23 protein-coding genes are annotated in these 21,335 nt (G+C 47.9%); 14 read left to right on the top strand and 9 right to left on the bottom strand.

Features of this window, described 5'->3' with window-relative positions; all coding sequences use genetic code 11:
- The first annotated feature begins 163 nt into the window (after positions 1-163).
- Complete coding sequence (locus KNO92_RS10180) at positions 164-1,108, top strand: DMT family transporter (RefSeq protein ID WP_214696353.1); 945 nt, start codon at positions 164-166, stop codon at positions 1,106-1,108.
- A 133-nt stretch (positions 1,109-1,241) separates the two neighbouring features.
- Positions 1,242-1,544, top strand: a complete 303-nt coding sequence (locus KNO92_RS10175; protein ID WP_214696351.1) for a hypothetical protein — start codon at positions 1,242-1,244, stop codon at positions 1,542-1,544.
- A 40-nt stretch (positions 1,545-1,584) separates the two neighbouring features.
- Here KNO92_RS10175 and KNO92_RS10170 read toward each other — a convergent pair whose 3' ends face one another.
- The 3 genes from KNO92_RS10170 to yfkAB are packed head-to-tail and all read right to left on the bottom strand — an operon-like array spanning position 1,585 to position 4,124.
- Complete coding sequence (locus KNO92_RS10170; RefSeq protein WP_214696349.1) at positions 1,585-2,727, bottom strand: MFS transporter; 1,143 nt, start codon at positions 2,725-2,727, stop codon at positions 1,585-1,587.
- A gap of 42 nt (positions 2,728-2,769) precedes the next feature.
- Positions 2,770-2,964, bottom strand: a complete 195-nt coding sequence (locus KNO92_RS10165) for a hypothetical protein (protein ID WP_214696348.1) — start codon at positions 2,962-2,964, stop codon at positions 2,770-2,772.
- A 53-nt stretch (positions 2,965-3,017) separates the two neighbouring features.
- The gene (gene yfkAB / locus KNO92_RS10160; RefSeq protein ID WP_214696346.1) at positions 3,018-4,124 is read right to left on the bottom strand and encodes a radical SAM/CxCxxxxC motif protein YfkAB; all 1,107 of its coding nucleotides are present in this window, start codon (positions 4,122-4,124) and stop codon (positions 3,018-3,020) included.
- An 85-nt stretch (positions 4,125-4,209) separates the two neighbouring features.
- Between yfkAB and KNO92_RS10155 the strand changes: the two genes are divergently transcribed.
- The 3 genes from KNO92_RS10155 to KNO92_RS10145 are packed head-to-tail and all read left to right on the top strand — an operon-like array spanning position 4,210 to position 6,292.
- Positions 4,210-4,419 (top strand): hypothetical protein, encoded by a 210-nt coding sequence (locus KNO92_RS10155; RefSeq protein ID WP_015880867.1) that lies wholly within the window; start codon positions 4,210-4,212, stop codon positions 4,417-4,419.
- Entirely contained in the window at positions 4,416-5,792 is a 1,377-nt protein-coding gene (rlmD, locus tag KNO92_RS10150) for a 23S rRNA (uracil(1939)-C(5))-methyltransferase RlmD (RefSeq protein WP_074033090.1), read from the top strand. Before KNO92_RS10155 ends, rlmD begins: the two co-directional genes overlap by 4 nt.
- 50 nt (positions 5,793-5,842) lie before the next feature.
- Positions 5,843-6,292 (top strand): cytidine deaminase, encoded by a 450-nt coding sequence (locus tag KNO92_RS10145; protein WP_214696339.1) that lies wholly within the window; start codon positions 5,843-5,845, stop codon positions 6,290-6,292.
- A 29-nt stretch (positions 6,293-6,321) separates the two neighbouring features.
- On the opposite strand, the gene KNO92_RS10140 is transcribed toward KNO92_RS10145, so the two are convergent.
- Positions 6,322-6,528, bottom strand: a complete 207-nt coding sequence (locus KNO92_RS10140) for a hypothetical protein (RefSeq protein WP_214696337.1) — start codon at positions 6,526-6,528, stop codon at positions 6,322-6,324.
- A 118-nt stretch (positions 6,529-6,646) separates the two neighbouring features.
- Between KNO92_RS10140 and KNO92_RS10135 the strand changes: the two genes are divergently transcribed.
- Entirely contained in the window at positions 6,647-6,934 is a 288-nt protein-coding gene (locus KNO92_RS10135; RefSeq protein WP_214696335.1) for a hypothetical protein, read from the top strand.
- A gap of 23 nt (positions 6,935-6,957) precedes the next feature.
- Here the strand turns inward: KNO92_RS10135 and KNO92_RS10130 are convergent, their stop codons facing one another.
- The 5 genes from KNO92_RS10130 to KNO92_RS10110 form a co-directional block, all read right to left on the bottom strand.
- The gene (locus KNO92_RS10130; protein WP_214696332.1) at positions 6,958-8,349 is read right to left on the bottom strand and encodes a sensor histidine kinase; all 1,392 of its coding nucleotides are present in this window, start codon (positions 8,347-8,349) and stop codon (positions 6,958-6,960) included.
- Positions 8,346-9,035, bottom strand: coding sequence for a response regulator transcription factor (locus KNO92_RS10125; protein WP_015880873.1), 690 nt, complete (start codon positions 9,033-9,035; stop codon positions 8,346-8,348). Before KNO92_RS10125 ends, KNO92_RS10130 begins: the two co-directional genes overlap by 4 nt.
- A 168-nt stretch (positions 9,036-9,203) precedes the next feature.
- Positions 9,204-9,770, bottom strand: a complete 567-nt coding sequence (locus KNO92_RS10120) for a GNAT family N-acetyltransferase (protein ID WP_015880874.1) — start codon at positions 9,768-9,770, stop codon at positions 9,204-9,206.
- Positions 9,771-9,947: 177 nt separating this feature from the next.
- Positions 9,948-11,102 (bottom strand): amidohydrolase, encoded by a 1,155-nt coding sequence (locus KNO92_RS10115; RefSeq protein WP_015880875.1) that lies wholly within the window; start codon positions 11,100-11,102, stop codon positions 9,948-9,950.
- Between the two features lie 12 nt (positions 11,103-11,114).
- Positions 11,115-12,023 (bottom strand): TIGR01777 family oxidoreductase, encoded by a 909-nt coding sequence (locus tag KNO92_RS10110; protein ID WP_214696330.1) that lies wholly within the window; start codon positions 12,021-12,023, stop codon positions 11,115-11,117.
- Positions 12,024-12,169: 146 nt separating this feature from the next.
- Between KNO92_RS10110 and recX the strand changes: the two genes are divergently transcribed.
- The 8 genes from recX to KNO92_RS10070 all read left to right on the top strand — a co-directional run bounded on the left by recX (position 12,170) and on the right by KNO92_RS10070 (position 21,315).
- Positions 12,170-12,982, top strand: coding sequence for a recombination regulator RecX (gene recX / locus KNO92_RS10105; RefSeq protein ID WP_214696328.1), 813 nt, complete (start codon positions 12,170-12,172; stop codon positions 12,980-12,982).
- 48 nt (positions 12,983-13,030) lie between these two features.
- Positions 13,031-14,671 (top strand): L-lactate permease, encoded by a 1,641-nt coding sequence (locus KNO92_RS10100; RefSeq protein WP_214696326.1) that lies wholly within the window; start codon positions 13,031-13,033, stop codon positions 14,669-14,671.
- 321 nt (positions 14,672-14,992) lie between these two features.
- Positions 14,993-16,717 carry an ABC transporter ATP-binding protein gene (locus tag KNO92_RS10095; protein WP_031421113.1) on the top strand — a complete coding sequence of 575 codons (1,725 nt, stop codon included), beginning with the start codon at positions 14,993-14,995 and terminating at the stop codon, positions 16,715-16,717.
- Between the two features lie 22 nt (positions 16,718-16,739).
- Complete coding sequence (locus tag KNO92_RS10090; RefSeq protein WP_214761153.1) at positions 16,740-18,785, top strand: ABC transporter ATP-binding protein; 2,046 nt, start codon at positions 16,740-16,742, stop codon at positions 18,783-18,785.
- A 9-nt stretch (positions 18,786-18,794) separates the two neighbouring features.
- The gene (locus KNO92_RS10085; RefSeq protein WP_214696322.1) at positions 18,795-19,973 is read left to right on the top strand and encodes an RtcB family protein; all 1,179 of its coding nucleotides are present in this window, start codon (positions 18,795-18,797) and stop codon (positions 19,971-19,973) included.
- A gap of 71 nt (positions 19,974-20,044) precedes the next feature.
- Positions 20,045-20,359 carry a YfhH family protein gene (locus KNO92_RS10080; protein WP_074033104.1) on the top strand — a complete coding sequence of 105 codons (315 nt, stop codon included), beginning with the start codon at positions 20,045-20,047 and terminating at the stop codon, positions 20,357-20,359.
- Complete coding sequence (locus KNO92_RS10075; RefSeq protein WP_214696321.1) at positions 20,356-20,625, top strand: YfhJ family protein; 270 nt, start codon at positions 20,356-20,358, stop codon at positions 20,623-20,625. The genes KNO92_RS10080 and KNO92_RS10075 overlap by 4 nt, the downstream gene beginning before the upstream one ends.
- Positions 20,626-20,775: 150 nt before the next feature.
- The gene (locus tag KNO92_RS10070; protein WP_214696319.1) at positions 20,776-21,315 is read left to right on the top strand and encodes a helix-turn-helix domain-containing protein; all 540 of its coding nucleotides are present in this window, start codon (positions 20,776-20,778) and stop codon (positions 21,313-21,315) included.
- The last annotated feature ends 20 nt before the right edge of the window (positions 21,316-21,335 follow it).

The raw sequence follows: 21,335 nt of genomic DNA, 5'->3' as shown, positions 1-21,335 counted from the left end.
TAAATGATAATGATTGATGATGATTATCATCTTCAATTGGCTTAATATAAGGTTTTAGTCTTTAATTGACTCAATCCCTTTATTTATAATAATTATTATCTAGGTTCATTCTAACACGCTCATCAGTGACTCACAAATAAAAAGATTAAGGAGTTTTTGTGTCATGCAAAATATATTTCAACGCCCATGGACAGTGGCGTTTTTGGCGATTTTTAATACGTTGTTATGGGGCAGTGCCTTTCCGTTCATCAAACTGAGTTATGAGAAGTTGGATATTCAGTCGAACGAATATGGTCAACAGTTGTTGTTCGCAGGTGAGCGCTTCTTGCTTGCTGGGATCCTTCTACTCATCATCAGTCAGACGGTATTGAAACGTTCGATTCGATTGACGCCTAAGAAGTTTAAAGCGTATGCGCATCTCGGTTCTTTTTTAACGTTCCTTCAATATTTGTTCTTTTATGTCGGACTCTCAATTTCGACTGGCGTTCAAGGGTCAATCATTGCCGGATCGACATCGTTCTTCCAAATGGCGCTTGCACATATCCGCTATGACGATGATAAATTGAATCGTTTGAAAGGACTTGCTTTGACATTTGGCTTTTCTGGAATCGTGATTGCGAACTGGCCGGCAACTGGTACGGAGGTCGGTTTTGGATTGGGTGAGATCTTACTGATTTTAGCGATGGTCTCGGGTGCGTTTGGAAATTTGATTGCGAAGGATTATTCGAAAGAATATGATGTTGCCCCGATGACAGCTTGGGCGATGGTGATCGGTTCGATTGGATTGCTCATTATCGGCTATTTGTTAGACCCAAGTGGGATCTCGATGCCATACACCGGACAGACGATTGCCTTCCTCTTCTATTTAGCAATGTTGTCAGCGATTGGCTTCACACTCTGGAATACGTTGATGAAACATAATCCAGTCAGTCGGATTTCACTCTATATCTTCCTAGTTCCCTTATTTGGTGTCATGTTGTCAGGTATTTTACTTGGGGAGACCATACCGTGGAACGCGATTGTCGGACTCATTTTCGTTATCGTAGGGATTTATTTGTCTACTTATTTTCAAGGGAAGCGCGTGAAAAAACGAAGCGTGAGTCATTGAAAAAAGAGACGGAGTTGACGGAATTAAAATCCCGTGACAAAATAAATTAAAAATTCTGAATTTTAAGCTCGGAAATCGGTCTTCGTTTGTAAAGACTTACGTACGCAATCATTCAAAGGAAGGAGGAAAAACAATGACTAGAAATCGAATCGTCCGTAATATCCTCATCTCGCGTCAACCGAAAGATGAGTACGTCAAGTACGTGATGAAGTGCGTGAGTCAGAGTTTAAAAGAACGTCACGGTCCTGTGGCGACCCGCGCGACGAGACAAGGGGATGACATTCAGACGAGATGGCAGTTCGAAGATCGTGTCGTAGAGGTGACGTTGAAATCGGAAGTCCTCGCCTCGCTGGACACGGAGCCATTCGCACTAGATGAAGTGTTCATCCAGGCGTTGCAGTTAAACGATGAAGAGATGGATCGAGTTGTAGAGTAAAAGAGGCAGATGGTTCATAGGAACCATCTGCCTCTTTATATTATATATTGATCGGTTTTGACTTAGAGGTGAAGAGTCGCAAGGCGAGAATGCCTAAAATCAACGTATACATGAAGAAATAAACCTCTTTCGGAAGCGATAACCAATAGGCGCCAATCATTGGTCCTGAAATCGAGCCGATACTGAATGAGATGCTATACAGCATGTTACCAGTCGGGAGGAGGGAGCGAGGGAGCACCTCTGTCATGTGTGCTAGACCGAGTGAATACGTCGACCCTAACCCTGCGCCGGCAAGAGCGAACAGCACGAGTAGACCGACATAGTGATCGACGACAACATTCGCTAAAGCGAAGACAAGTGTACCGAACGCCAGAACGATTTGTAAAATTCGTTTCTTCCCATACAAGTCAGCGAGTCGACCGAGAGGGAGTTGAACGACGATCGACATGACGATGAACGTCGTAATCAGTGTACTCGTCTCCGCCAGGCTCATCCCGTTACGTGACGTAAAGATTGGGAAGTTGGCATTCAAGCTCGCTTCAAGAAATCCGTATGTAAACGCAGGGAGAAGCGTGTATCCCGCACTGACCAAAATCAACCGAATGCGTCCCTTCGAATCCGTCTTCACTTTCTCGATTTCAGGGAACTCATTCTCGACTTTAAAGACGAGCATCAATGAGGCAAGACAGAAAAAGACGATGATCAAAAACGGTAACCAAAACCATAAATCGACAAGTGGTGCAAGTAAAGGTCCGACGGCGAAACCTAGACTGAACGACATCCCATAATACGCCATCGCGCGACCGAGACTACGCTTATCCGTAGAAGATGTCACCCACACTTGTGAACCGTAGTGGAGGGCAGAGTCACCAAACCCGATAAAGAACCGCATCATCGCCCACACGAGTAAAGACGGCCAGATGGGCAAAGCGAAAGTCGCGAATGCGGTTAACACAATGCCGAGGACGATGGTCGGACGGAACCCGTATTTTCGGACGAAGCGCTCAAGGAGCGGCGCAGAAACGATTACCCCGACATAGAGCATCGTTGCATTCAATCCGTTCACCCAAGCAGGTGCTCCGTCACGTTCAATCAAAGTGGACAGGAGGGGAATGAGCGCACCTTGAATCAAGCCGGATATAAAGACAATCAATAGTAAAATCATAAAACGAAAGCGGAGCATGGATTCACCTCATGAAGTCAAAGTAAAAAGCCGAGAAGGTTCTCAGCTTTTCGTGTCGTCAATCGGTTGTGGAGAGTGATTCAAGTGAAGCAATTCATCATCCCAACTGCCTTGACTAAACATTTCATCATGCTCTACTTTGTCTGAAACGAATGCGGCTGTCAATAAGATGCTAAGCACACCACCAAAAATAATAATGGCCATGATTGTAATCATGAATACATAAATCGCTGTCATCTATACACACCTCGATTCAGTTAATATACAGAACATTTCCCGAATCGAAATAATTAAAACGAGGTAGCTTTACGGGATTGGAAATCGACTGTCGGATAATAGGCTTGTTTGACGAGTGCGTTCGGCCCGAGACATTTCACGGCAGGACAGTGACAAGAGAGTGTAGCATTCAATTGACTGTTCGTCCATGTATCGTAAGCTTCCTGGAAAGACGTGTCATATACCGTACCGAGTGTACCGAGCTCATCACCAAAATCGGTCACGATAATCTGACCATCGAAGATATTCGTGTTAAGGCGTGAACGGCCGTCCGGATCGTTTCGGACCGTCACGTTTTTTGTTTCATGAAGTCGTTTCAATAAAGCGCGATCTTCCGGCAAATCAGAACATGCATAGAATGGTAACGTGCCGAACAACATCCAGACGTTCTCGTCTCGGACATCGAGCAAGTCGTGAATTGCTTGTCGCGTATCCGCGAGTGACGCAGATTCGAGTGCGCTAGCGAAATCTGCGGGGTACATTGGGTGCACCTCATGACGTTGGCAACCGAGTGAGACGATTTCTTCATGAATTTCTTTTAAATGCGGAATCGTTCGTTTGTTAATCATTGTTTCTGCTGACACGATGATCCCTTCAGCGGTAAGGGCGCGGGCGTTATCTTTCATCGTTTGGAGCATTTTTAACCGGGCCTCTTCACTCGGTTTCCGGTCCATCATTGCAAATCCACCTTCAAGGAAATCGGCATCGGTGCCCCAGTTATGCGAAATGTGCAAAACGTCCAAGTAAGGGGTAATAAGATGATAGCGAGATAACGGTAACGTCAAGTTCGAGTTGATTTGCGTACGTGCCCCGCGTTCTTTCGCATAACGTAACAGCGGGACGACATAGTTTCGAACCGATTTCATCGATAACATCGGCTCGCCACCTGTGATGGAGAAAGCGCGTAAATGTTCGATTTCATCTAACCGTTGAATCAACAGTTCGAGCGGCACTTCCGGTTCTTCCGTTTGGTCGAGCATATAACCGACCGCACAGTGCTCGCAGCGCATGTTACACAATTTTGTTGTGGTTACTTCGACGTTGGATAAGACGAGTCGACCATGTTCCACTTGGTCGAGATAGGCTTCCCAAGGGTCGAAGGTTGGGGAGATGTTTTGCATGTGGATTCCACCTTTTCATCAAGTTACACGAAATAGTATGCTATAATAGCAACTCTTTGTCACGAACCAAAGGAGCGATTACAAGATGGGTAAATCACGTACAGATACCGCCGGAAAGATGAACGTCCTAAAATCGAGAACGGAATTGCTATGTCTATCGGTCAATACGCTAGATGAGCATACGACACCTGAAGATTTACATCGCCTGTTAGCCGACATTGATTCGTTGCGCGCCAAAGTTGTGCGTTACGCCAAAGACCTAGAACAATCGTCTCGAAAGGATGAATCAGATTGAAATTAATCACAGGAGATTTTAAAGATGTCACAGTCGAACGACTTGGCATTAATGGAGAAGGCATTGCGACAATTAATCGCATGGTTATCTTCATTCCGAACTTATTGCCGGGAGAACGAGCAAAAGTCGAAATCACACGTGTCGAAAAAAACTATGCGGAGGCACGTGTCGTCAAACGCGATAACGACTCAAAAGATCGCGTCAAAGCACCTTGTCCGATTTACGACGAGTGCGGTGGATGTCAAATCCAACATATGAGTTCACGTCTGCAGATGGAGTATAAGGAAGAAATCGTCCGAAACGCTTTCCGTCAAAAGACAAAACTCAACGTGGACAAATCGGATATCCGTCCGACAATCGGCATGGATGATCCATGGTATTACCGCAATAAATCACAGTTCCCGCTCGGTACACGCCGTGGGGAAATCGTGTCCGGTCTTTACAAGCCGAATTCGAACCATCTCGTACCAATCGAGCACTGTATGGTTCAACAACGTGACACGACAAACATCAACAATGCGATTGTCCGTATTTTAAACGAACTCGACATTCCCGTCTACGATGCACGTCGTGACACAGGTTATGCTCGGACGGTCGTCGTTCGCTCAGGTTACAAGACGAATGACGTTCAAGTCGTTTTGGTCGTCGGACATGAAGATGTTCCGGACTTGGATGAATTAAGTGACCGAATCATGGAATTGCCAAACGTCGTCTCATTCCATATCAACATCAACGCGAATCGTTCAGGTGTGATTTTTGGTTATCGGACAGTCCATATCGCAGGACAAGAGAAGATGGATGAACAACTTGATGATGTGCATTATCATCTGTCACCACGTGCATTCTTCCAATTGAACCCGGCGCAAACTGAAAAAATGTATCGCGAAGTCGTTGAAGCGGCAGGACTCACGGGTGAGGAACGTGTCATCGATGCTTATGCAGGTGTCGGTTCAATCGGTCTTTGGTTGGCACCGTATGCGAAAGAAATTCGCGGGATGGAAGTCGTCCCCGAAGCGGTCGAAGATGCGAATGACCATATGCGTGAAAACGGCTATAACCATGTCACGTATGTCGAAGGACGTGCCGAGCACTGGATCCCTCGTTGGGTGAAAGATGGCTGGATTCCAGATGTCGTGGTCGTCGATCCGCCACGAACAGGGATGGATCATCAATTGATCAACTCGATTATTTCATCGAAGACGAAACGAATCGTTTACGTATCATGTAACCCGCAAACGCTCGCGCGAGATGCCGATCAGTTGATGAAAGCGGGATACAAGGTCAATTACGTTCAGCCGTATGATATGTTCCCGCAGACGTCTCACGTTGAATCGGTCGTCGTGTTCGAGAAAAAGAAAAAGAAAAAATATTGACGAGTCGGTAAAAAGACTTGTCACGTAAGCGTTTTCACGTTATAGTTCAGATGTCAGACTTCTTCTCAAATTTAGAAGTGGAGGAACATCCAATGATTTCACAAGAACGCGTACAAGAACTCGTGCATAAAGCCATTGAAGCGCGCAAACGCGCCTATACACCGTATTCAAAATTTAACGTCGGAGCCGTCGTCATCGATGCATCTGGTAAAGAGATTACGGGATGTAACGTAGAGAACGCCTCGTACGGACTTTCGATGTGTGCCGAACGGACAGCCATCTTTAAAGCTGTCTCGGAAGGTAGTGACTCGATTGAGACGGTCGTTGTTGTCGGCGATACAGAAGGTCCGATTTCACCGTGTGGAGCGTGCCGTCAAGTCATCGCCGAATTCGCAGGAGAGGATTTTACCTTAATCCTTGCGAACTTGAACGGTGAAACAAAAGTGATGACAAAAGAAGAAATGTTGCCTTACGGATTTTCACCGAAGGACTTAACGTAACAAGCTGCGGACGATTGTCCGCAGCTTGTTTATTCGTCTTTATATTTCTTTTCACTCGCCGATTCATCTTTGGAGTGACGTTTGTTCTTCTCATCCTTCACCCGTTCATTCAATTCCTCGACGGGAATCGGGTCGACGGTTTGCATGCCGTCCTCGTCAAAAATACTCTCTTTGTCCGTATCGACAGCGTCTGGGTTATCAAACGGACGTTTCGACGTAGGTCGTTTCTTTTCCATCCAATCGCCTCCTTCTCACTACAAATTCCACTCCTTGAAAAGTTGTAAACGTTTTCGGTTTGGGTTTTAAGATGATCAAATGGTGGAATGAAGATTTCATAGTGAAGGAGGGGACAGGATGGATCGTAAAGTATTGATGGGGATTGTACTCGGTGTTGCAGGCGCAGCACTCGTTGCACCGAAAGTGGCGGCATTGCTTTCGCAACGTGAGGAAGAAGATACGTGGCAGAAGATGGACGAGCGGGAGAGCGTCGATGCGGATCAGGATGAAGCGGAGCAAGGTCTCACGCAACTCGATTCGAGTCATCGTGCCGAATGGCAAGCGAACGGATACCCGCAGACACATGCAGAACGAGAGCGACTCGAGCAAGAGTCGGTCGATCAATATAAAGGGAAAGACATTTAAAAGGCAGCCGCGAGGCTGCCTTTTTACATATCGAACGCTTCTTCTGGTAAGAGAGGTAAGCCGACCGTAACCGTCGTCCCTTGCCCAACTTCTGAGCTGAAGTGAAGCGATCCTTCATGTCGTTCGATAATATGTTTCGCGATGGCGAGCCCGAGACCGGTGCCGCCATCTTTTCTTGTCCGTGATTTATTGACGCGATAGAAACGCTCCGTCAATTTATCCAGATCTTCTTTCGGAATGCCTCGACCTTCATCGCGTATTTCTGTGATCGCATAGTTTGTCTCGGCGAATGTCTTCACATAAATCGTTTTGCCCGCCTCGGTGTAGCGGAGTGCATTATCGAGAAGGTTACCGATGACTTGTTCGAGTCGGTCATGGTCGCCAAGAATGATCAAGTCGAAGTCTAAATCGGATTCGATTGTCACTCCTTTTGCCCGGGCAATCGGTTCGAGTCGATAAAGGACATCTTCAAGCACTTGCGAATACACGACGGGTTCTTTTGTCATCGGATACGAATCGCGCTCTAGCTGTGCGAGGTCGAGTAAGTCCGTGACGAGACGTTGAAGACGGTTCGTCTCGTTTTCGATGATGTCGTAATATTGCGCCCGTGTTTTTTCATCCAACGTGTCATCTTGAAGCATCTCCGTGTACCCACGAATGTAGGATAGTGGGGTACGGAGTTCGTGACTGACGTTCGCGAGAAACTCTTTTCGCTGTTCTTCGACGAGTCCGAGTGACTCCGCCATCGAGTTGAGGGTATCCGCCAACTCGCCGATCTCATCATCATACACAATCGGGATGCGGTGTGAGAAATCACCTTGCGCATACACTTGTGAGGCGCGTTTCATCTGGATGAGCGGCTGGATGATCGTATCGATAATCTGTTTACCGAAAAGGAGCAAGTTCACGATCATGAGGATGAGTAAGAACGTGATCATGAGCCGAATCGGTTGGAACGGTTCGCTGATTTTACTGAGTTCCATATAGAGGATGAGCGCATTGTCGAGCTCCCCGTCGCGTATGAGCGGGAAGGCGGTCATTAAAATATCGACGTCCTCGGTCGGATGCTTCCGTGTGACAGAAATTGCATATCCACCTTGGAGACGCTCGAGATCTTGTTGTCGTAGGAACGTCTTACCGGAGCCGAGTGTATCTTCTCGAACGGAGGAAAGGAATACTTTCGTTTCGGTCAGTTCGTTCGTATACGTCATACTGTCAGCAAAAGCGTCAGAGAAACCGTCGGCCTTATAGATTGTGACGAGTTTCTCTCCGCGATTGATGAGCAGTTCTTCTTGCGTTTGAATATAGAACTTGTCGTACAGATAAAACGTCATGATGAGAAACACGAACGCTGAGAAGAGGCTGGCTGTCCAGATGGTAATCCAAATCCGCTTCCTGATCGTGTATCGTTTCATCCGTTTGCCTCGAATTTGTAGCCAATCCCCCAAACGGTCTGGATATAACCGCCCGCCTCTCCGAGTTTCAGGCGCAGCGTCTTAATGTGAGTATCGACCGTGCGAAGGTTCCCGTGGTACTCGGTCCCCCAAATTTGATCGAGCAATTGCTCACGAGAGAATACTTTCTCGTCGTTCGTGATGAACAGATAGAGTAAATCAAACTCTTTTCGTGTCAAGTTGACGGTCTTCCCTTTCACACTGACGGCACGTCCTTCGATATCAATCGAGAGGATTCCGACATCAAACGTCGCCTCTTGTTCTTTCGAGAAGCTGTGCGTACGACGGAGCGTCGCTTCGATTCGTGCGAGTAACTCGCGTGGGCTAAACGGTTTCGTGATGTAATCGTCTGCCCCGATTTTCAGGCCGTGAATGCGGTCGAGCTCTTCTGAGCGTGCCGTCAACAAGATGATGGGTACGTTTGAGAACTCACGGATGCGCATGCAGGCCGTCAATCCGTCGAGTTCTGGCATCATCACGTCAAGTAAGACGAGATGGAACGTCTCTTCTTTCAAGCGTTCAATCGCTTCAAGGCCGTTTGAGGCGGTGACCGTCTCATACCCTTCTTTTTCTAAATTTGATACAAGCAAATCGCGCATTTGTTCTTCGTCGTCGGTCACGAGGATACGAAACATTGATTCTGACATATGCCATTCTCCTTTGCAAAACGGTTAACGGGAGTTGTGATAAATCCCTCATACTTCTATCATACCTATCTCTTCGAATTAGAACAGATTTATTCGGCTCCGACAAGTTCCCTCCATCAAATCCACACAAAAACGCCACAAAAAAGCCAATTCTTTGACAGAATTGGCTCATGCTTCGAGTTGTGCCTCGTATGGCACTTCGTATTCCGGGACGTGCAGGGCATGCAAGTACAATTGGAAGCTCGACTTGGATACCTCGTATAAAACATACTCCACGTCACCTTGGTTGATCTCCGCGAGCAGTTCGGAGCGGATCTCGTTCGCGCAAAACGCGTACGGGAGCTTCTCTGCTGCCGCAATCGATCGTTCATTCGATTTACGGATTTTTAAAAATACGCTCTCAATATCAAGCTCGAAGAACAGTTCTGAGAAGAACGCCTCTTTCGCCACTTGATTATAACCTTTGCCGTGATACGGCTTGCCAAGCCACGTGCCGAGGAATCCATAGCCGGATTCGACATCGAACAAGCTGATCGTCCCAATCGGGGTGCCATACTCGTTCGTGATGGTACGTGAGATGATATTTCCTTGCTCTTCTAGCTCGATGATTTGCTTCGTGCTAAATAAAAATTCGTCAAAATGGACCGTCTTTTGACGGACATACGGAAAGACATCTGGGTGTTGCATCAGTTCGAACAACTCCGCGCAGTCGGTGAGCTCACGAAATTTGAGCACCTTTACATTCCTCCTCCTATTTCAGACCGCTGAAGAATAGTCGTAACGAAAGCATACTTCTGGCTTCGCTGTTCGAACCGCCTTGGCTGCTTTATGAAGTTACAAGATAATTTTATATAGTATTTTTAAAAAAGCAAGTAAATTATGCGTAAAAACCCTTATGAAAAATAATGAAAATTACTCGACCTCATGATGGGTTTCAGCACGGTCCGTTTTGTACACGACTTCACCGTTCACAATGGTCATAATCGGCTTCGATAAGTAGTCGAGCGGGAAGTGACTCCAAAGCACCAAATCGGCATCTTTTCCGACTTCGAGAGAGCCGATTCGGTCGGCGACACCTAGTGATTCAGCCGGATTGATGGTGATCCCGCGTAACGCGATGTCGACAGGCAGTCCTTCACGTGCTGCAAGTCCGGCGCACAAGTTCAAATATTGGACCGGCGTGTACGGATGGTCGGTCGTGATGGAGACGATCATGCCGTGCTCATGGAGAATGCGATACGTCTCCCACGTCTTGTTCTGAAGCTCGATTTTAGATTTTCGAGTAAATGTCGGTCCGACGGTGACATGTTTCACACCGAGTTCTTGTAATTTTTCAACGACGAGATGACCTTCTGTACAATGCTCGATGCGATAGTCGAGATCGAACTCTTGGGCAAAACGAACGACAGATAAAATGTCGTCGGCGCGGTGGGCATGCACGCGAATCGGCATCTCTCGGTCGAGGGCAAGTTGAATCATCTGGCTGCCGAACGTTCCGATCGTTTTGGTCGATCCGACGGTACGGAACGCTTCACGAAGCAACCCCATAATCCCCATCCGCGTCAAATCACCGGTTTTCCCCATACTATGAATCCGTTTCGGGTTTTCGCCGAGCGCCATCTTCAATCCGGCATAACGACGGACGATCATGTCGTCAATATAGCGACCGTGTGTTTTGATGACACTGGTTACACCACCGATGACGTTCATACTTCCTGGCATGACCTGAACGGCGGTCACGCCTGCCATCAGCGCTTCTTGAAATCCTTCGTCAAGCGGGTATACCCCGTCGATCGCACGAGCATGAGGCGTCATCGCTTCGACCGTCTCATTGGCGTCGTTTCCGACAGAGCCGGTTCCTTCATCATATAATCCGAGGTGGGTGTGAGCATCGATGAAGCCCGGGAATAAAAAATTTCCTTCGGCTTCAATGACATGCTCCCCGTCAGTCGGTTCAAGTAAATCGGACATTTCGACGATCTTCCCGTCTCGAACACGGAGGTCTCCGTAAAAATGAGGGGCAGTGATTGGGTAGATATGGGCATTTCGGATTAGTAAGTGACTCACAATTCATTCTCCTTAAGCATCTTGTAGTAGTTGTGATAGAGCCGGTTCCAATGTTTCATAGCGGAAGTCGAAACCATGTTGAAGTGCCTTCGTCGGAACGACTTTCGCTCCTTCTAGGACGATGACGCTCTTTTCGCCGAGGGCGAGTTGCATCATTGGAGCAGGTGCCGGAATCCAGTGAGGACGATGCATCACGTTCGCAATCGTTTTCCCGAACTCATTCATCGTCACCGGTGTAGGTGCAGTGCCGTTGACGGGTCCTTCAATGGAATCAGTCTCGATGACGTGCACGAACAAGCGGACGAGGTCGTCTAAATGAATCCAAGGAACCCATTGCTCTCCTGAACCAATTTTACCACCGACCCCGAACTGATAGGGGAGTTTCATTAACGGGAAGGCACCACCATCATTCGATAAGACGACGCCGGTGCGCATCGTCACAAGACGAACGCCTAAATCACGAATGGGTTCTGCTTCCTGTTCCCAGAGGACGCAGACATTCCCGAGGAAATTAGTCCGTGTCGGTAATGGGGTTTCTTCGGAATACGTGATGGAACGATCTTCACCGTATATGCCGATGGCCGAGCCGCTGATGACAACCTGTGGCTTTTGTTTCAACTGTTGAATGATCCGGACGACTTCCTTCGTCCCTTCGATTCGACTTTGAAGGATGGCTTGTTTCTGTTTGTAGGTCCATCGCCCGTCGTTGATTGAGGCGCCGGCCAAATGGATGAACGCATCTGTTCCCTCGAGTTCCTCTTCTGGTTTACTATTCGGTGTCAACCATTCGATAAACGACACACCGCGATGGCGGGGACGTGGATGACGTGTCAACACGACGACTTGATGTCCGGCGTCGGCGAGTGCACGAACGAGTGGTTGACCGATGAGCCCGGTTCCACCGGTGATTGCGATTTTCATGAAATTCCCTCCGATATCATGTGTTGTTTCTAAAATTGGGTATAAGTCAGTATATCCAAATGAATACCCTTTCTTCTAACTTATCAAAAATCCTCTACGTTTCTTGAACGTGATATGTTAGAAACATGGAATGGAGGGGAGTCGTTGTGAAAATTGCAAAGTTCACGACCCAAAAGAAGAACCAAGATCGACTGAACGTCTTCATCGAACGGGAGGGGAAAGAGGAGTTTGCGTTCGCCATCGATGTTGACGTATTCATCAAGTACGGGCTCACAAAAGGGATGGAGCTCGAAGACGATTTTGTGCAAGACGTCCTTGAGGCGGAAGAAGCTCAGAAAGCCTATAAGTTGGCCATCAATTATTTATCGTATCGAATGCGCGCCATTTCAGAGGTAAGGGACTATCTCGTGAAGAAAGAGTTAAGTGAATCTGCTATCAAACATGCCATCACGCGACTAATCGAGCAGCGTTATTTGAATGATGAGGAGTTCGCAAAAGCGTATGTCCAAACGAAATTCAACACGAGTCCAAGTGGGCCGATCAAAATTAAACGTGAGCTCGAACAGCTCCGAATCCCAACGGACGTTGTTGAATCCGTATTAGAATCAATCTCACACGAAGATCTCGTCGAGAAGGCTGGAAAGTTCGTGAAAAGGAAACAACTGGAAACGAATCGTCGTTCTGCCACAGAAGTGCAACAAAGAATTCAACAAACCCTGATGCAAAGGGGGTTTACCTTTGATATTATTTCAGAGGCGATTCATACTTTTTGGGAAGAAGAGGACGAAGATGTCGAGGTTGCGGCATGTCTGAAACAGGCTGAGAAGTTGAGTCGGAAGTTCAGCGGATACGACGCGTTCGAACGCAAACAGCGCATGAAGATGCAGCTTCGGCGCAAAGGATTTCCGTATGATGTGATTGAACGTACGTTAGATCGAATCGCTGAAGAAGAATCGTGATGGGACATCTGTTTACGGTAGGGGAAAACACGAAAAGGTGGGTCTACATTGACGATTTTAGAATGGATTACAGCACTGACACCGATTGTGGCCGTGCTCATCTTATTGGTCATTATGCGTTTACCTGCATCGGTAGCCATGCCCTTGTCACTTGTGACGACGGCGATTTTAGCGTTCTTCGTCTGGCAATTGGATGCGACACGAATTATGGCGGCGACATTACAAGGACTCGTCATCGCCGTCACGACAGTATGGATTGTCTACGGAGCAATCGGAATGATGAATACGATGAAAGAAGGGGGCGGGATGAACGCAATTCGTTCCGGATTCGTCAACATTACACCCGACCCTCGAATTCAAGTTTTGATTGTCGGATGGTTATTCGTTTCATTTATTGAAGGGGCTTCAGGATTTGGTACACCGGCGACGGTTGCGGCACCGCTCTTGATGGCGCTCGGTTTTCCGCCGATTGCCGCTGTCGTGATCGCACTGTCTGCGGACGTATCAGCCGTCACGTTCGGTGCGGTCGGGACACCGGCACTCATCGGGATTGGAAATGGTCTTTCGCTCGACGTGAACCAGCCCGAGTCGATTGAATTAATTACAGATGTCGTCTTGCAGACTGTATTGATCGATATGGTGGTCGGTCTATTCATTCCATTTATTTTAATTTTGATGTTAACCCGTTTCTTCAGTAAGGAGAAGTCGATCAAACCGGCCCTCGAAGTATTTCCAATCGCAATCGTGGCCGCGTTATTGTACAGTATACCGGCCTATGTTTGGACACGTGTCCTCGGGTTTGAATTCGGTGGGATGCTTGGTGGACTAACGGGTCTCGTCATCCTCGTCGCAATGGCTCGTAAAGGAATTCTTATGCCGAAGCGCGTATGGACGTTCGATGGGTATGCGGATGAAGTAGAACCTTCAGCTGAAAAAACGACCTCGAAATCCAACCTTCGTGAACTACCTCAATGGAAAGCTTGGGCGCCTTACCTTATTCTAACTGTTTTCTTGATATTAACGCGTATTGTTCCGTTTTTAAATGAGTTAACACGTAGTGTCCGCATCGACCTTCAGAACATACTAGGGGTCGAAGGAATTTCAACTTCTTGGGAACCGTTCTATTCACCAGGATTCATGTTTATCTTGACCATCATCGTCACATTCTTCCTACACAATATGAGTTGGTCACAAGTGACGTCGGTCTTCAAGGCGACGACGCTTGGAGTCGTCGGTACGGCAATCACGTTAGCGGCTTCTGTTCCAATGGTCCGTATCTTCATCCACTCCGAAAATGGTGGTGCGGGACTTGAGTCTATGCCGTTCGAACTTGCAACGGCAGCTGCTGACACGTTAGGCGGGGTGTGGCCACTCGTCGCACCGTGGATTGGGGCGCTCGGCGCCTTTGTTTCGGGCTCGGCGACCTTCTCAAACATGATGTTTTCAAGTTTAACAACAAACGTAGCCGAGTCTGTCGGAATCAACGAGACGCTCGCCTTGTCGATGCAGATGGCAGGGGCGAACGCGGGGAACATGATCTGTGTGTTGAACGTCGTAGCGGTTGCTTCCGTTGCGGGACTGCTCGGTAAAGAAGGGACCATCATTCGATACACGCTCATGCCGATGATTTATTACGTCACGGCAACAGGGATCATCGGTCTCATTTTGGGCATGTTTTTCTTAAACTGAATCAAGTTACAATTTTTTTACAAAATAATATTGACAATTTTCAGAACAGTCTGCTAAGGTTTGAGTAGATTTTAAAACTATGAAACGAGAGGAGCCAGAATGATGAACAACATTGCACTTACAAACACACTCAAAACATCATATGGCTACTCGTATTTAACTGCGTGACTTTGGCAGCTGGATAGGGGTAGTGTCCTTTCCCTGACCATGCAAAAGATTGAAGACTACTTCAAGCGCGCTTCATTTGATTGGTTGCACAATCAGGTGGAGTGCGCTTTTTTGCGTGCTTAGATGGGGTAGGACGGAAGGGGGAAATCAGTCATGAAGCTGATTAAACAATTAGATTGGTTTATTAAAAGACAGAAACGGACGTACGTGATAGCCATCATCTTACTCATCATCACGGGAGTTGTAGATATGCTGCCACCGTGGATTATTGGACAGGCGATCGATGCGATTCGTGAAGGAAGTTTGACGACAGAACGATTGATCCTCATTGTGTCATCACTTTTAGGCATCATGGTGTTGTCTTATGTAATGTCGTACTTGTGGATCGCCCGACTATTCGGGACAGCCTTTTTACTTGAAAAGAAATTGAGAGGACGTTTTTTCGGTCACCTCCTCAAACAAACGCCCCGCTTTTATCAACAACATCGTACGGGTGACTTGATGGCACTCGCGACGAATGATTTGAAAGCAGTTGAGCGGACAGCAGGATTCGGGGTTATGACATTGGTCGACTCGTTCAACATGACGCTCATCGCGTTGACGATTATGGGTGTATTCATCGATTGGAAGTTGACACTCGCGGCACTTTTACCGATGCCGATTCTCGCCTGGTCGATGAATAAACTCGGAAGCCAAATCCATACACGCTTCACGGCAGCTCAAGACTCGTTCGGGGTAATGAACGACCAAGTTGTCGAGTCAATCTCAGGTCTCCGGGTCGTCCGTTCATTCGTTCAAGAAGAGGCGGACACGAAAAAATTTGATGACATTACAGACGATGTCATGGCGAAAAACATGCATGTCGCTAAAATCGACGTGTTGTTTGAACCGGTCATCAAACTTCTTGTCGGACTCAGTTATTTGATTGGGCTCTCATTCGGGACGTATCTCGTCTTTACGAACGACATCACGCTCGGTCAGCTCGTTTCCTTCAACATTTATTTAGGGATGTTGATTTGGCCGATGTATGCCTTCGGGGAACTCATCAACGTCGTCCAACGAGGTACGGCGAGCTTGGAACGGATTGAGACGACGATGAATGAGGTACCGGACGTTTCGTCAACCGGAACGGTTCACATCGATGTACCGGAGAAAATCACCTTTAAATCGCTCTCATTCCGTTATCCAAACGCGAATCGGGAGTCGTTAGAGGACATCGTCCTGCACGTCTCGCGTGGTGAGACGATTGGAATTGTCGGACCGACTGGAGCTGGGAAGACGACGTTGTTACGTCAATTGCTCCGGGAGTATCCGATTGATGATTCACTTCTCGTGAACGGGGTGCCGATCTCGGACATTAAACTTGAAACGGTCCGTGGTTGGAGCGGCTATGTGTCACAAGAGCATCTCTTATTCTCAAAAACGGTGCGTGATAACATTCGTTTCGGAGTGGATGATGTCTCGGATGAAGCACTCGACAGAGCCATTCATCTCGCAGCGTTCGATACAGACATCGAACACTTGGAGAACGGTCTCGATACCGTCGTTGGGGAGCAAGGGGTCATGCTGTCAGGTGGACAAAAACAACGATTATCGATTGCACGCGCCTTACTGAAAAATCCTGAGATTCTACTTCTTGACGATTCGCTCTCAGCAGTCGATGCGAAAACGGAATCTCGCATTATCGATTCGGTCCGTACGAGCCGTGAGGCGAAGACGACCTTCATCGTGGCGCACCGTCTTTCCGCGGTGGCACATGCCGACCAAATTCTCGTCCTTCAAGACGGACGAGTCACCGAGCGCGGCACCCATGACCAACTGATGGAACGACACGGTTGGTACTATGAACAATTTATTCGACAAGGAGAGTCGGAGTAATCCGGGAAAGGGGGAATCTCTCATGATCGATCAATATGAATTAGATCCGGTCCGCCGGAAGAAGACGATCCGCTCACTCGTTGGCTATGCCAAACAAGTGAAACGCTCCATCTTCCTCGGACTGACATTACTCTTTTTAGCGGTCGGCGCAGAACTTGCCGGACCGTATATCGCCAAAATCATTATCGATGAGCATATCGTCGCCATCGAGCGTGACTGGGTTCAAGTCGAATCCGGCGGTAGTGTTTCCTTTAATGGAGAATCGTATGAGAAAGAAACGAGACTAGACGGTCAAGAGGTGATTCAGCCTGTCTCTATCGTGCAAACGACGGACGGATACTATCTCGTCCCTGATGCTGTGATGAGCGGGGGGATTCGAGATGTCGAAGGAGACGTGCTGACAATTACACGAGGTGATGAGACGGCGACATATGACAATATCGTTTCACTCTCATCGACTGACGTGTTCCAGTTTTATCAGACAGATTTACGAGCAGTGCTCATGCTATCTGGTCTCTATGTCGTCCTATTGCTACTCGCAGCCGGATTGAACTGGGGACAACAGATGCTCTTGCAACGTTCGGCGCACAGTATCGTGAAGACGATGCGTCTCGACGTGATGAAGCATTTGCAAACAATCCCGGTCCGCTATTTTGACCAGACGCCAATCGGGAAGATTGTCAGCCGTGTCACAAACGACACGGAAACGATTCGGGACTTGTATTTAGGAGTACTTGCCCGTGTCTTCCAAAGTGTGGTCATGATGATTGGAGTACTCATTGCGATGTTCTTCTTAGACGTACGTCTTGGATTCGTCTCACTCATCATCATCCCGGTCGTCATCGTCTGGATCAAGCTGTTCCAACGCTTCTCGACAAAAAATAACTTCCGTGTCCGCGCACTCGTCGCGGATATGAATGCACAGTTGAATGAAAGCATTCAGACGATGCCAATCATTCAATCGTACGTCCGCGAAGATCTCGTCTATGACGAATTCAACGAGAAGAACAGTGACAACTTCCAAACGAGACGGAAACTGTTGAAGTTGGATGCGTTGATGAGTCACAACTTGGTCAACTTCTTCCGAAACATGGCGCTCGCCTTACTCATCTGGTTTGTTGGGGCCCAAACACTCGGTGGGGGAAGCATCCTGACACTCGGGATCTTGTATGCCTATATCGATTATGTCTCACGGATTTTTGAGCCGGTGACACAAATCATGAACCAGTTATCACCGCTTCAACAAGCGCTCGTATCGGCCGACCGGATGTTCCAGTTGCTCGATGAAAAAGGAGAGCCGGTCTCATCGGAACGCATTCCACGATTTAAAGGGGAAGTTGTCTTTGATGACGTGACATTCAGTTATGAAGCTGGGAAACCAGTGTTACAACAGATTGAACTACACGCGGCTCCGGGTGAGACGATTGCCCTTGTCGGACATACAGGCAGTGGGAAGAGTTCGATTATGAATTTGCTCATGCGTTTTTATGACCCGTCGAAAGGTGTTCTTCGCATCGATGGGATGGATGTGACGAAGCTCCCGACTCAGGCGGTACGAGACCATCTCGGAATTGTCTTGCAAGACCCGTTTCTCTTCACTGGGACGATTCGTACGAACGTCACGCTAGGAGACGAGACAATCACGGACGAACAGGTGTGGAACGCACTCACGGCCGTCGGGGCGGATCGTTTTGTGAAACAGTTGCCAAAAGGAATCGATGAACCGGTGATTGAACGTGGTGCTTCCCTTTCGAGTGGGGAACGACAGTTGATCAGCTTCGCTCGCGCCCTCGTCTTTGACCCGGCGATCCTCGTTCTCGATGAGGCGACAGCGAGTGTCGACTCGGAGACCGAGGCGCTGATTCAAGAGGCACTCAAAACACTCACGTACGGTCGAACGACGTTTGTCATCGCGCACCGACTCTCTACGATTCGGGAAGCGGACCAAATCCTCGTTCTCGACCATGGTCGAATCATCGAGCGTGGGAATCATCAGTCGCTCATCGAATTCGGTGGTGTCTATGCTCGAATGCACGAATTACAAAGTAAGCAACAAGCAATCAGTTAAGGAGGTCACATGGAAATCACAGGGAAATATAACCGCGCCAAAGTATTCAATGAACGAATCGATGACATGACGAGGAATCAGATTCAAACCCTTCTTGACCAACCGTTCACAGAAGGAGCATCGATTCGCATCATGCCGGATATGCACGCCGGGAAAGGGTCAGTCGTTGGCACGACGATGACGATTCACGATAAAGTCGTACCGAACTTGGTCGGTGTCGATTTAGGGTGTGGGATGCTTTGTACGGAAATCAAAGCAAAACGAATCGACTTTCAGCGACTCGATGACGTGATCCGCGAACTCGTACCGAGCGGGATGAACATTCGCGAGACGGTTCATCCGTACGCGTCTGAACTTCCACTTGAAGCGGTTCGAGCGCCGTATAAACTCGACCGTGCCTTGCGCTCGGTCGGGTCACTCGGCTCGGGGAACCATTTCATTGAAGTGAACCAGGATGACCAGGGACGTACGTTTCTCGTCATTCATTCGGGTTCGCGCCATCTCGGGGTACAGATTGCCGATCATTATCAAGAGCGCGCGATTCAACACATGATGGAAACGAGAGATGTAAAAGAAGCAATCGAACGATTGAAGGATGCTGGACGGCAGGGAGAGATCTCGACGTATCTGGAAGCGGAACGTGAAGCGCGGAAACCATTCCGTGACCTGGCTTATGTCGAAGGGGAGGACATGGACGATTACATGCACGACGTGCGAATCGCCCAACAATACGCAGCAGCGAACCGTCGAGCGATGACAGATGTGATTGTGGAAGCGATGAAGTGGAACGTCGTCGATCAATTCGACACCGTTCACAACTATATCGACCATGACGCGATGATTCTTCGTAAAGGAGCCATCTCCGCGCAAGAAGGAGAGCGTGTCATCATTCCGATGAATATGCGAGACGGTTCGCTCATCTGTACGGGGAAAGGGAACCCAGACTGGAACTTCTCTGGTCCTCACGGAGCAGGTCGGATCATGTCCCGTTCAGCCGCGCGCAAACGCGTCGACTTCAAAGAATTTAAACGTACGATGGAAGGCGTTTGGTCGACTTCGGTTCGACCGTCTACGGTGGATGAGTCACCATTCGTCTACAAATCGATGAACGAGATCGTCCGTTATATCGAACCAGCGGTCAGCATCGACCAAGTCATCAAACCGTTGTACAACTTCAAGGCGAACTGAGTGGATTTCACTCAGTCTCGTCTTTTTCTTTTTTTCGCAAAATCTGATACGCTTACATCGAGGTGAACGAAATGGAAAAGCGGTTAAGTGATTTATCGAAATATGAGTTAGAGCAGGAGATTCAAGCCTTGCATGAGAGAAAACGGAAGGCTGAACAAATGGGCATGGTCAGCGAAATCGAAGTTGTCCTTCGACGGATTGCGATTGCCGAAAGCTATTTGGTCGACCCGACTTCGTTTCGTCCCGGTGAAACATATGTCGTCAACTACAACGACCAGCCGTTCCGCTTAAAATTCGTCAACGGTGTCATGGGTTGGGGTACGTTTGAAGGGGACATGACAGAACGGGCCATCCCGCTCTCTGAATTGTCGGAGGTGAAACGATGAACCGAAACGAACAATACGAGCGACTCGCGGCCATTCTAAAAGAGAAGAACGACGTCTTGAACGATTCAGAAGCGGTGACGTGGGTCGAAGTGTTATGGGAAGATTTTGAGACCTCACTTGCCAAGGCGGGCGAACCGTATCCGGGAGAGGCAAAGGCTTTCCAATACGTCATTCAACAGATCGATGCATATGGGGCACAGCTCCATTTGTTCCAAACGAAAAACGAAAAGTTCAAGCATTTGATGTCTAAACGGAACTTACACTGAGTCACGTCCTTGGGGCGTGATTTTTTTATTGCAATTCTTCAACAATTCGTTATAATGAAGGTCGCTAATAGTTTGTTTTAAAGTATAGTATAGATAAACTTTCTTTAGTTGAACTCATGTTTCACTAAACAAAAAGGAGGCGTTCAGTCGTTGGAAGTAGGTCAAAACATTAAGCGGCTCCGGATCAAAAAAGGATTGACCCAAGAGGAGCTGGCGGAACGTACCGATTTGAGTAAAGGATACATTTCTCAAATTGAGCGGGATTTAAGCTCTCCCTCACTAGAAACGTTATTCGATTTATTGAATGTCCTCGGGAGTTCCCCGAAAGAGTTTTTCGATGAAGACTTGAATCAAAAAGTCGTATACACCGTCGATGATCGCACCACGTATACGGATGAGGAACGAAAATATCGAACGGAGTGGCTTATTCCGGAATCGAATGAGAAAGAAATGGAGCCAATTCTCGTCACGTTTTGCAAGAATGGAGAATTCAAACAATATGAACCGTCCCGCTCAGAGACATTGGTATATGTCTTGTCCGGAAAAGTGGCTTTGAAGTTAGGTCATCACACCTACTTTGCCAAGGCGGGAGAAACGATGTATTATGTCGCCTCGGACTCACACCAACTCGTCAACGATCACGATGGCGAAAGTGAATGTCTCATCGTAGCGACTCATTCATATTTATAAGTCAATAGAGGAGGAAACAG

The sequence above is a fragment of the Exiguobacterium sp. s129 genome, assembly GCF_018617585.1.
In the GTDB taxonomy this organism is placed as follows: Bacteria; Bacillota; Bacilli; order Exiguobacteriales; family Exiguobacteriaceae; genus Exiguobacterium; species Exiguobacterium aestuarii_A.
The sequence above is the reverse complement of the archived record's forward strand: the minus strand, read 5'-3'. Positions and strand labels throughout refer to the sequence as shown.

What these genes read in the sequence shown, in the direction of transcription:
- KNO92_RS10085 (WP_214696322.1), top strand. Translation starts at nt 18,795, where the DNA reads ATGGAAATCACAGGGAAATATAACCGCGCCAAAGTATTCAATGAACGA.
- KNO92_RS10155 (WP_015880867.1), top strand. Translation starts at nt 4,210, where the DNA reads ATGGGTAAATCACGTACAGATACCGCCGGAAAGATGAACGTCCTAAAA.
- KNO92_RS10140 (WP_214696337.1), bottom strand. Translation starts at nt 6,528, where the DNA reads ATGGAAAAGAAACGACCTACGTCGAAACGTCCGTTTGATAACCCAGAC.
- KNO92_RS10080 (WP_074033104.1), top strand. Translation starts at nt 20,045, where the DNA reads ATGGAAAAGCGGTTAAGTGATTTATCGAAATATGAGTTAGAGCAGGAG.
- yfkAB (WP_214696346.1), bottom strand. Translation starts at nt 4,124, where the DNA reads ATGCAAAACATCTCCCCAACCTTCGACCCTTGGGAAGCCTATCTCGAC.
- KNO92_RS10075 (WP_214696321.1), top strand. Translation starts at nt 20,356, where the DNA reads ATGAACCGAAACGAACAATACGAGCGACTCGCGGCCATTCTAAAAGAG.
- KNO92_RS10135 (WP_214696335.1), top strand. Translation starts at nt 6,647, where the DNA reads ATGGATCGTAAAGTATTGATGGGGATTGTACTCGGTGTTGCAGGCGCA.
- KNO92_RS10165 (WP_214696348.1), bottom strand. Translation starts at nt 2,964, where the DNA reads ATGACAGCGATTTATGTATTCATGATTACAATCATGGCCATTATTATT.
- KNO92_RS10145 (WP_214696339.1), top strand. Translation starts at nt 5,843, where the DNA reads ATGTCAGACTTCTTCTCAAATTTAGAAGTGGAGGAACATCCAATGATT.
- KNO92_RS10130 (WP_214696332.1), bottom strand. Translation starts at nt 8,349, where the DNA reads ATGAAACGATACACGATCAGGAAGCGGATTTGGATTACCATCTGGACA.
- KNO92_RS10175 (WP_214696351.1), top strand. Translation starts at nt 1,242, where the DNA reads ATGACTAGAAATCGAATCGTCCGTAATATCCTCATCTCGCGTCAACCG.
- KNO92_RS10110 (WP_214696330.1), bottom strand. Translation starts at nt 12,023, where the DNA reads ATGAAAATCGCAATCACCGGTGGAACCGGGCTCATCGGTCAACCACTC.
- KNO92_RS10090 (WP_214761153.1), top strand. Translation starts at nt 16,740, where the DNA reads ATGATCGATCAATATGAATTAGATCCGGTCCGCCGGAAGAAGACGATC.
- KNO92_RS10180 (WP_214696353.1), top strand. Translation starts at nt 164, where the DNA reads ATGCAAAATATATTTCAACGCCCATGGACAGTGGCGTTTTTGGCGATT.
- KNO92_RS10170 (WP_214696349.1), bottom strand. Translation starts at nt 2,727, where the DNA reads ATGCTCCGCTTTCGTTTTATGATTTTACTATTGATTGTCTTTATATCC.
- KNO92_RS10125 (WP_015880873.1), bottom strand. Translation starts at nt 9,035, where the DNA reads ATGTCAGAATCAATGTTTCGTATCCTCGTGACCGACGACGAAGAACAA.
- KNO92_RS10095 (WP_031421113.1), top strand. Translation starts at nt 14,993, where the DNA reads ATGAAGCTGATTAAACAATTAGATTGGTTTATTAAAAGACAGAAACGG.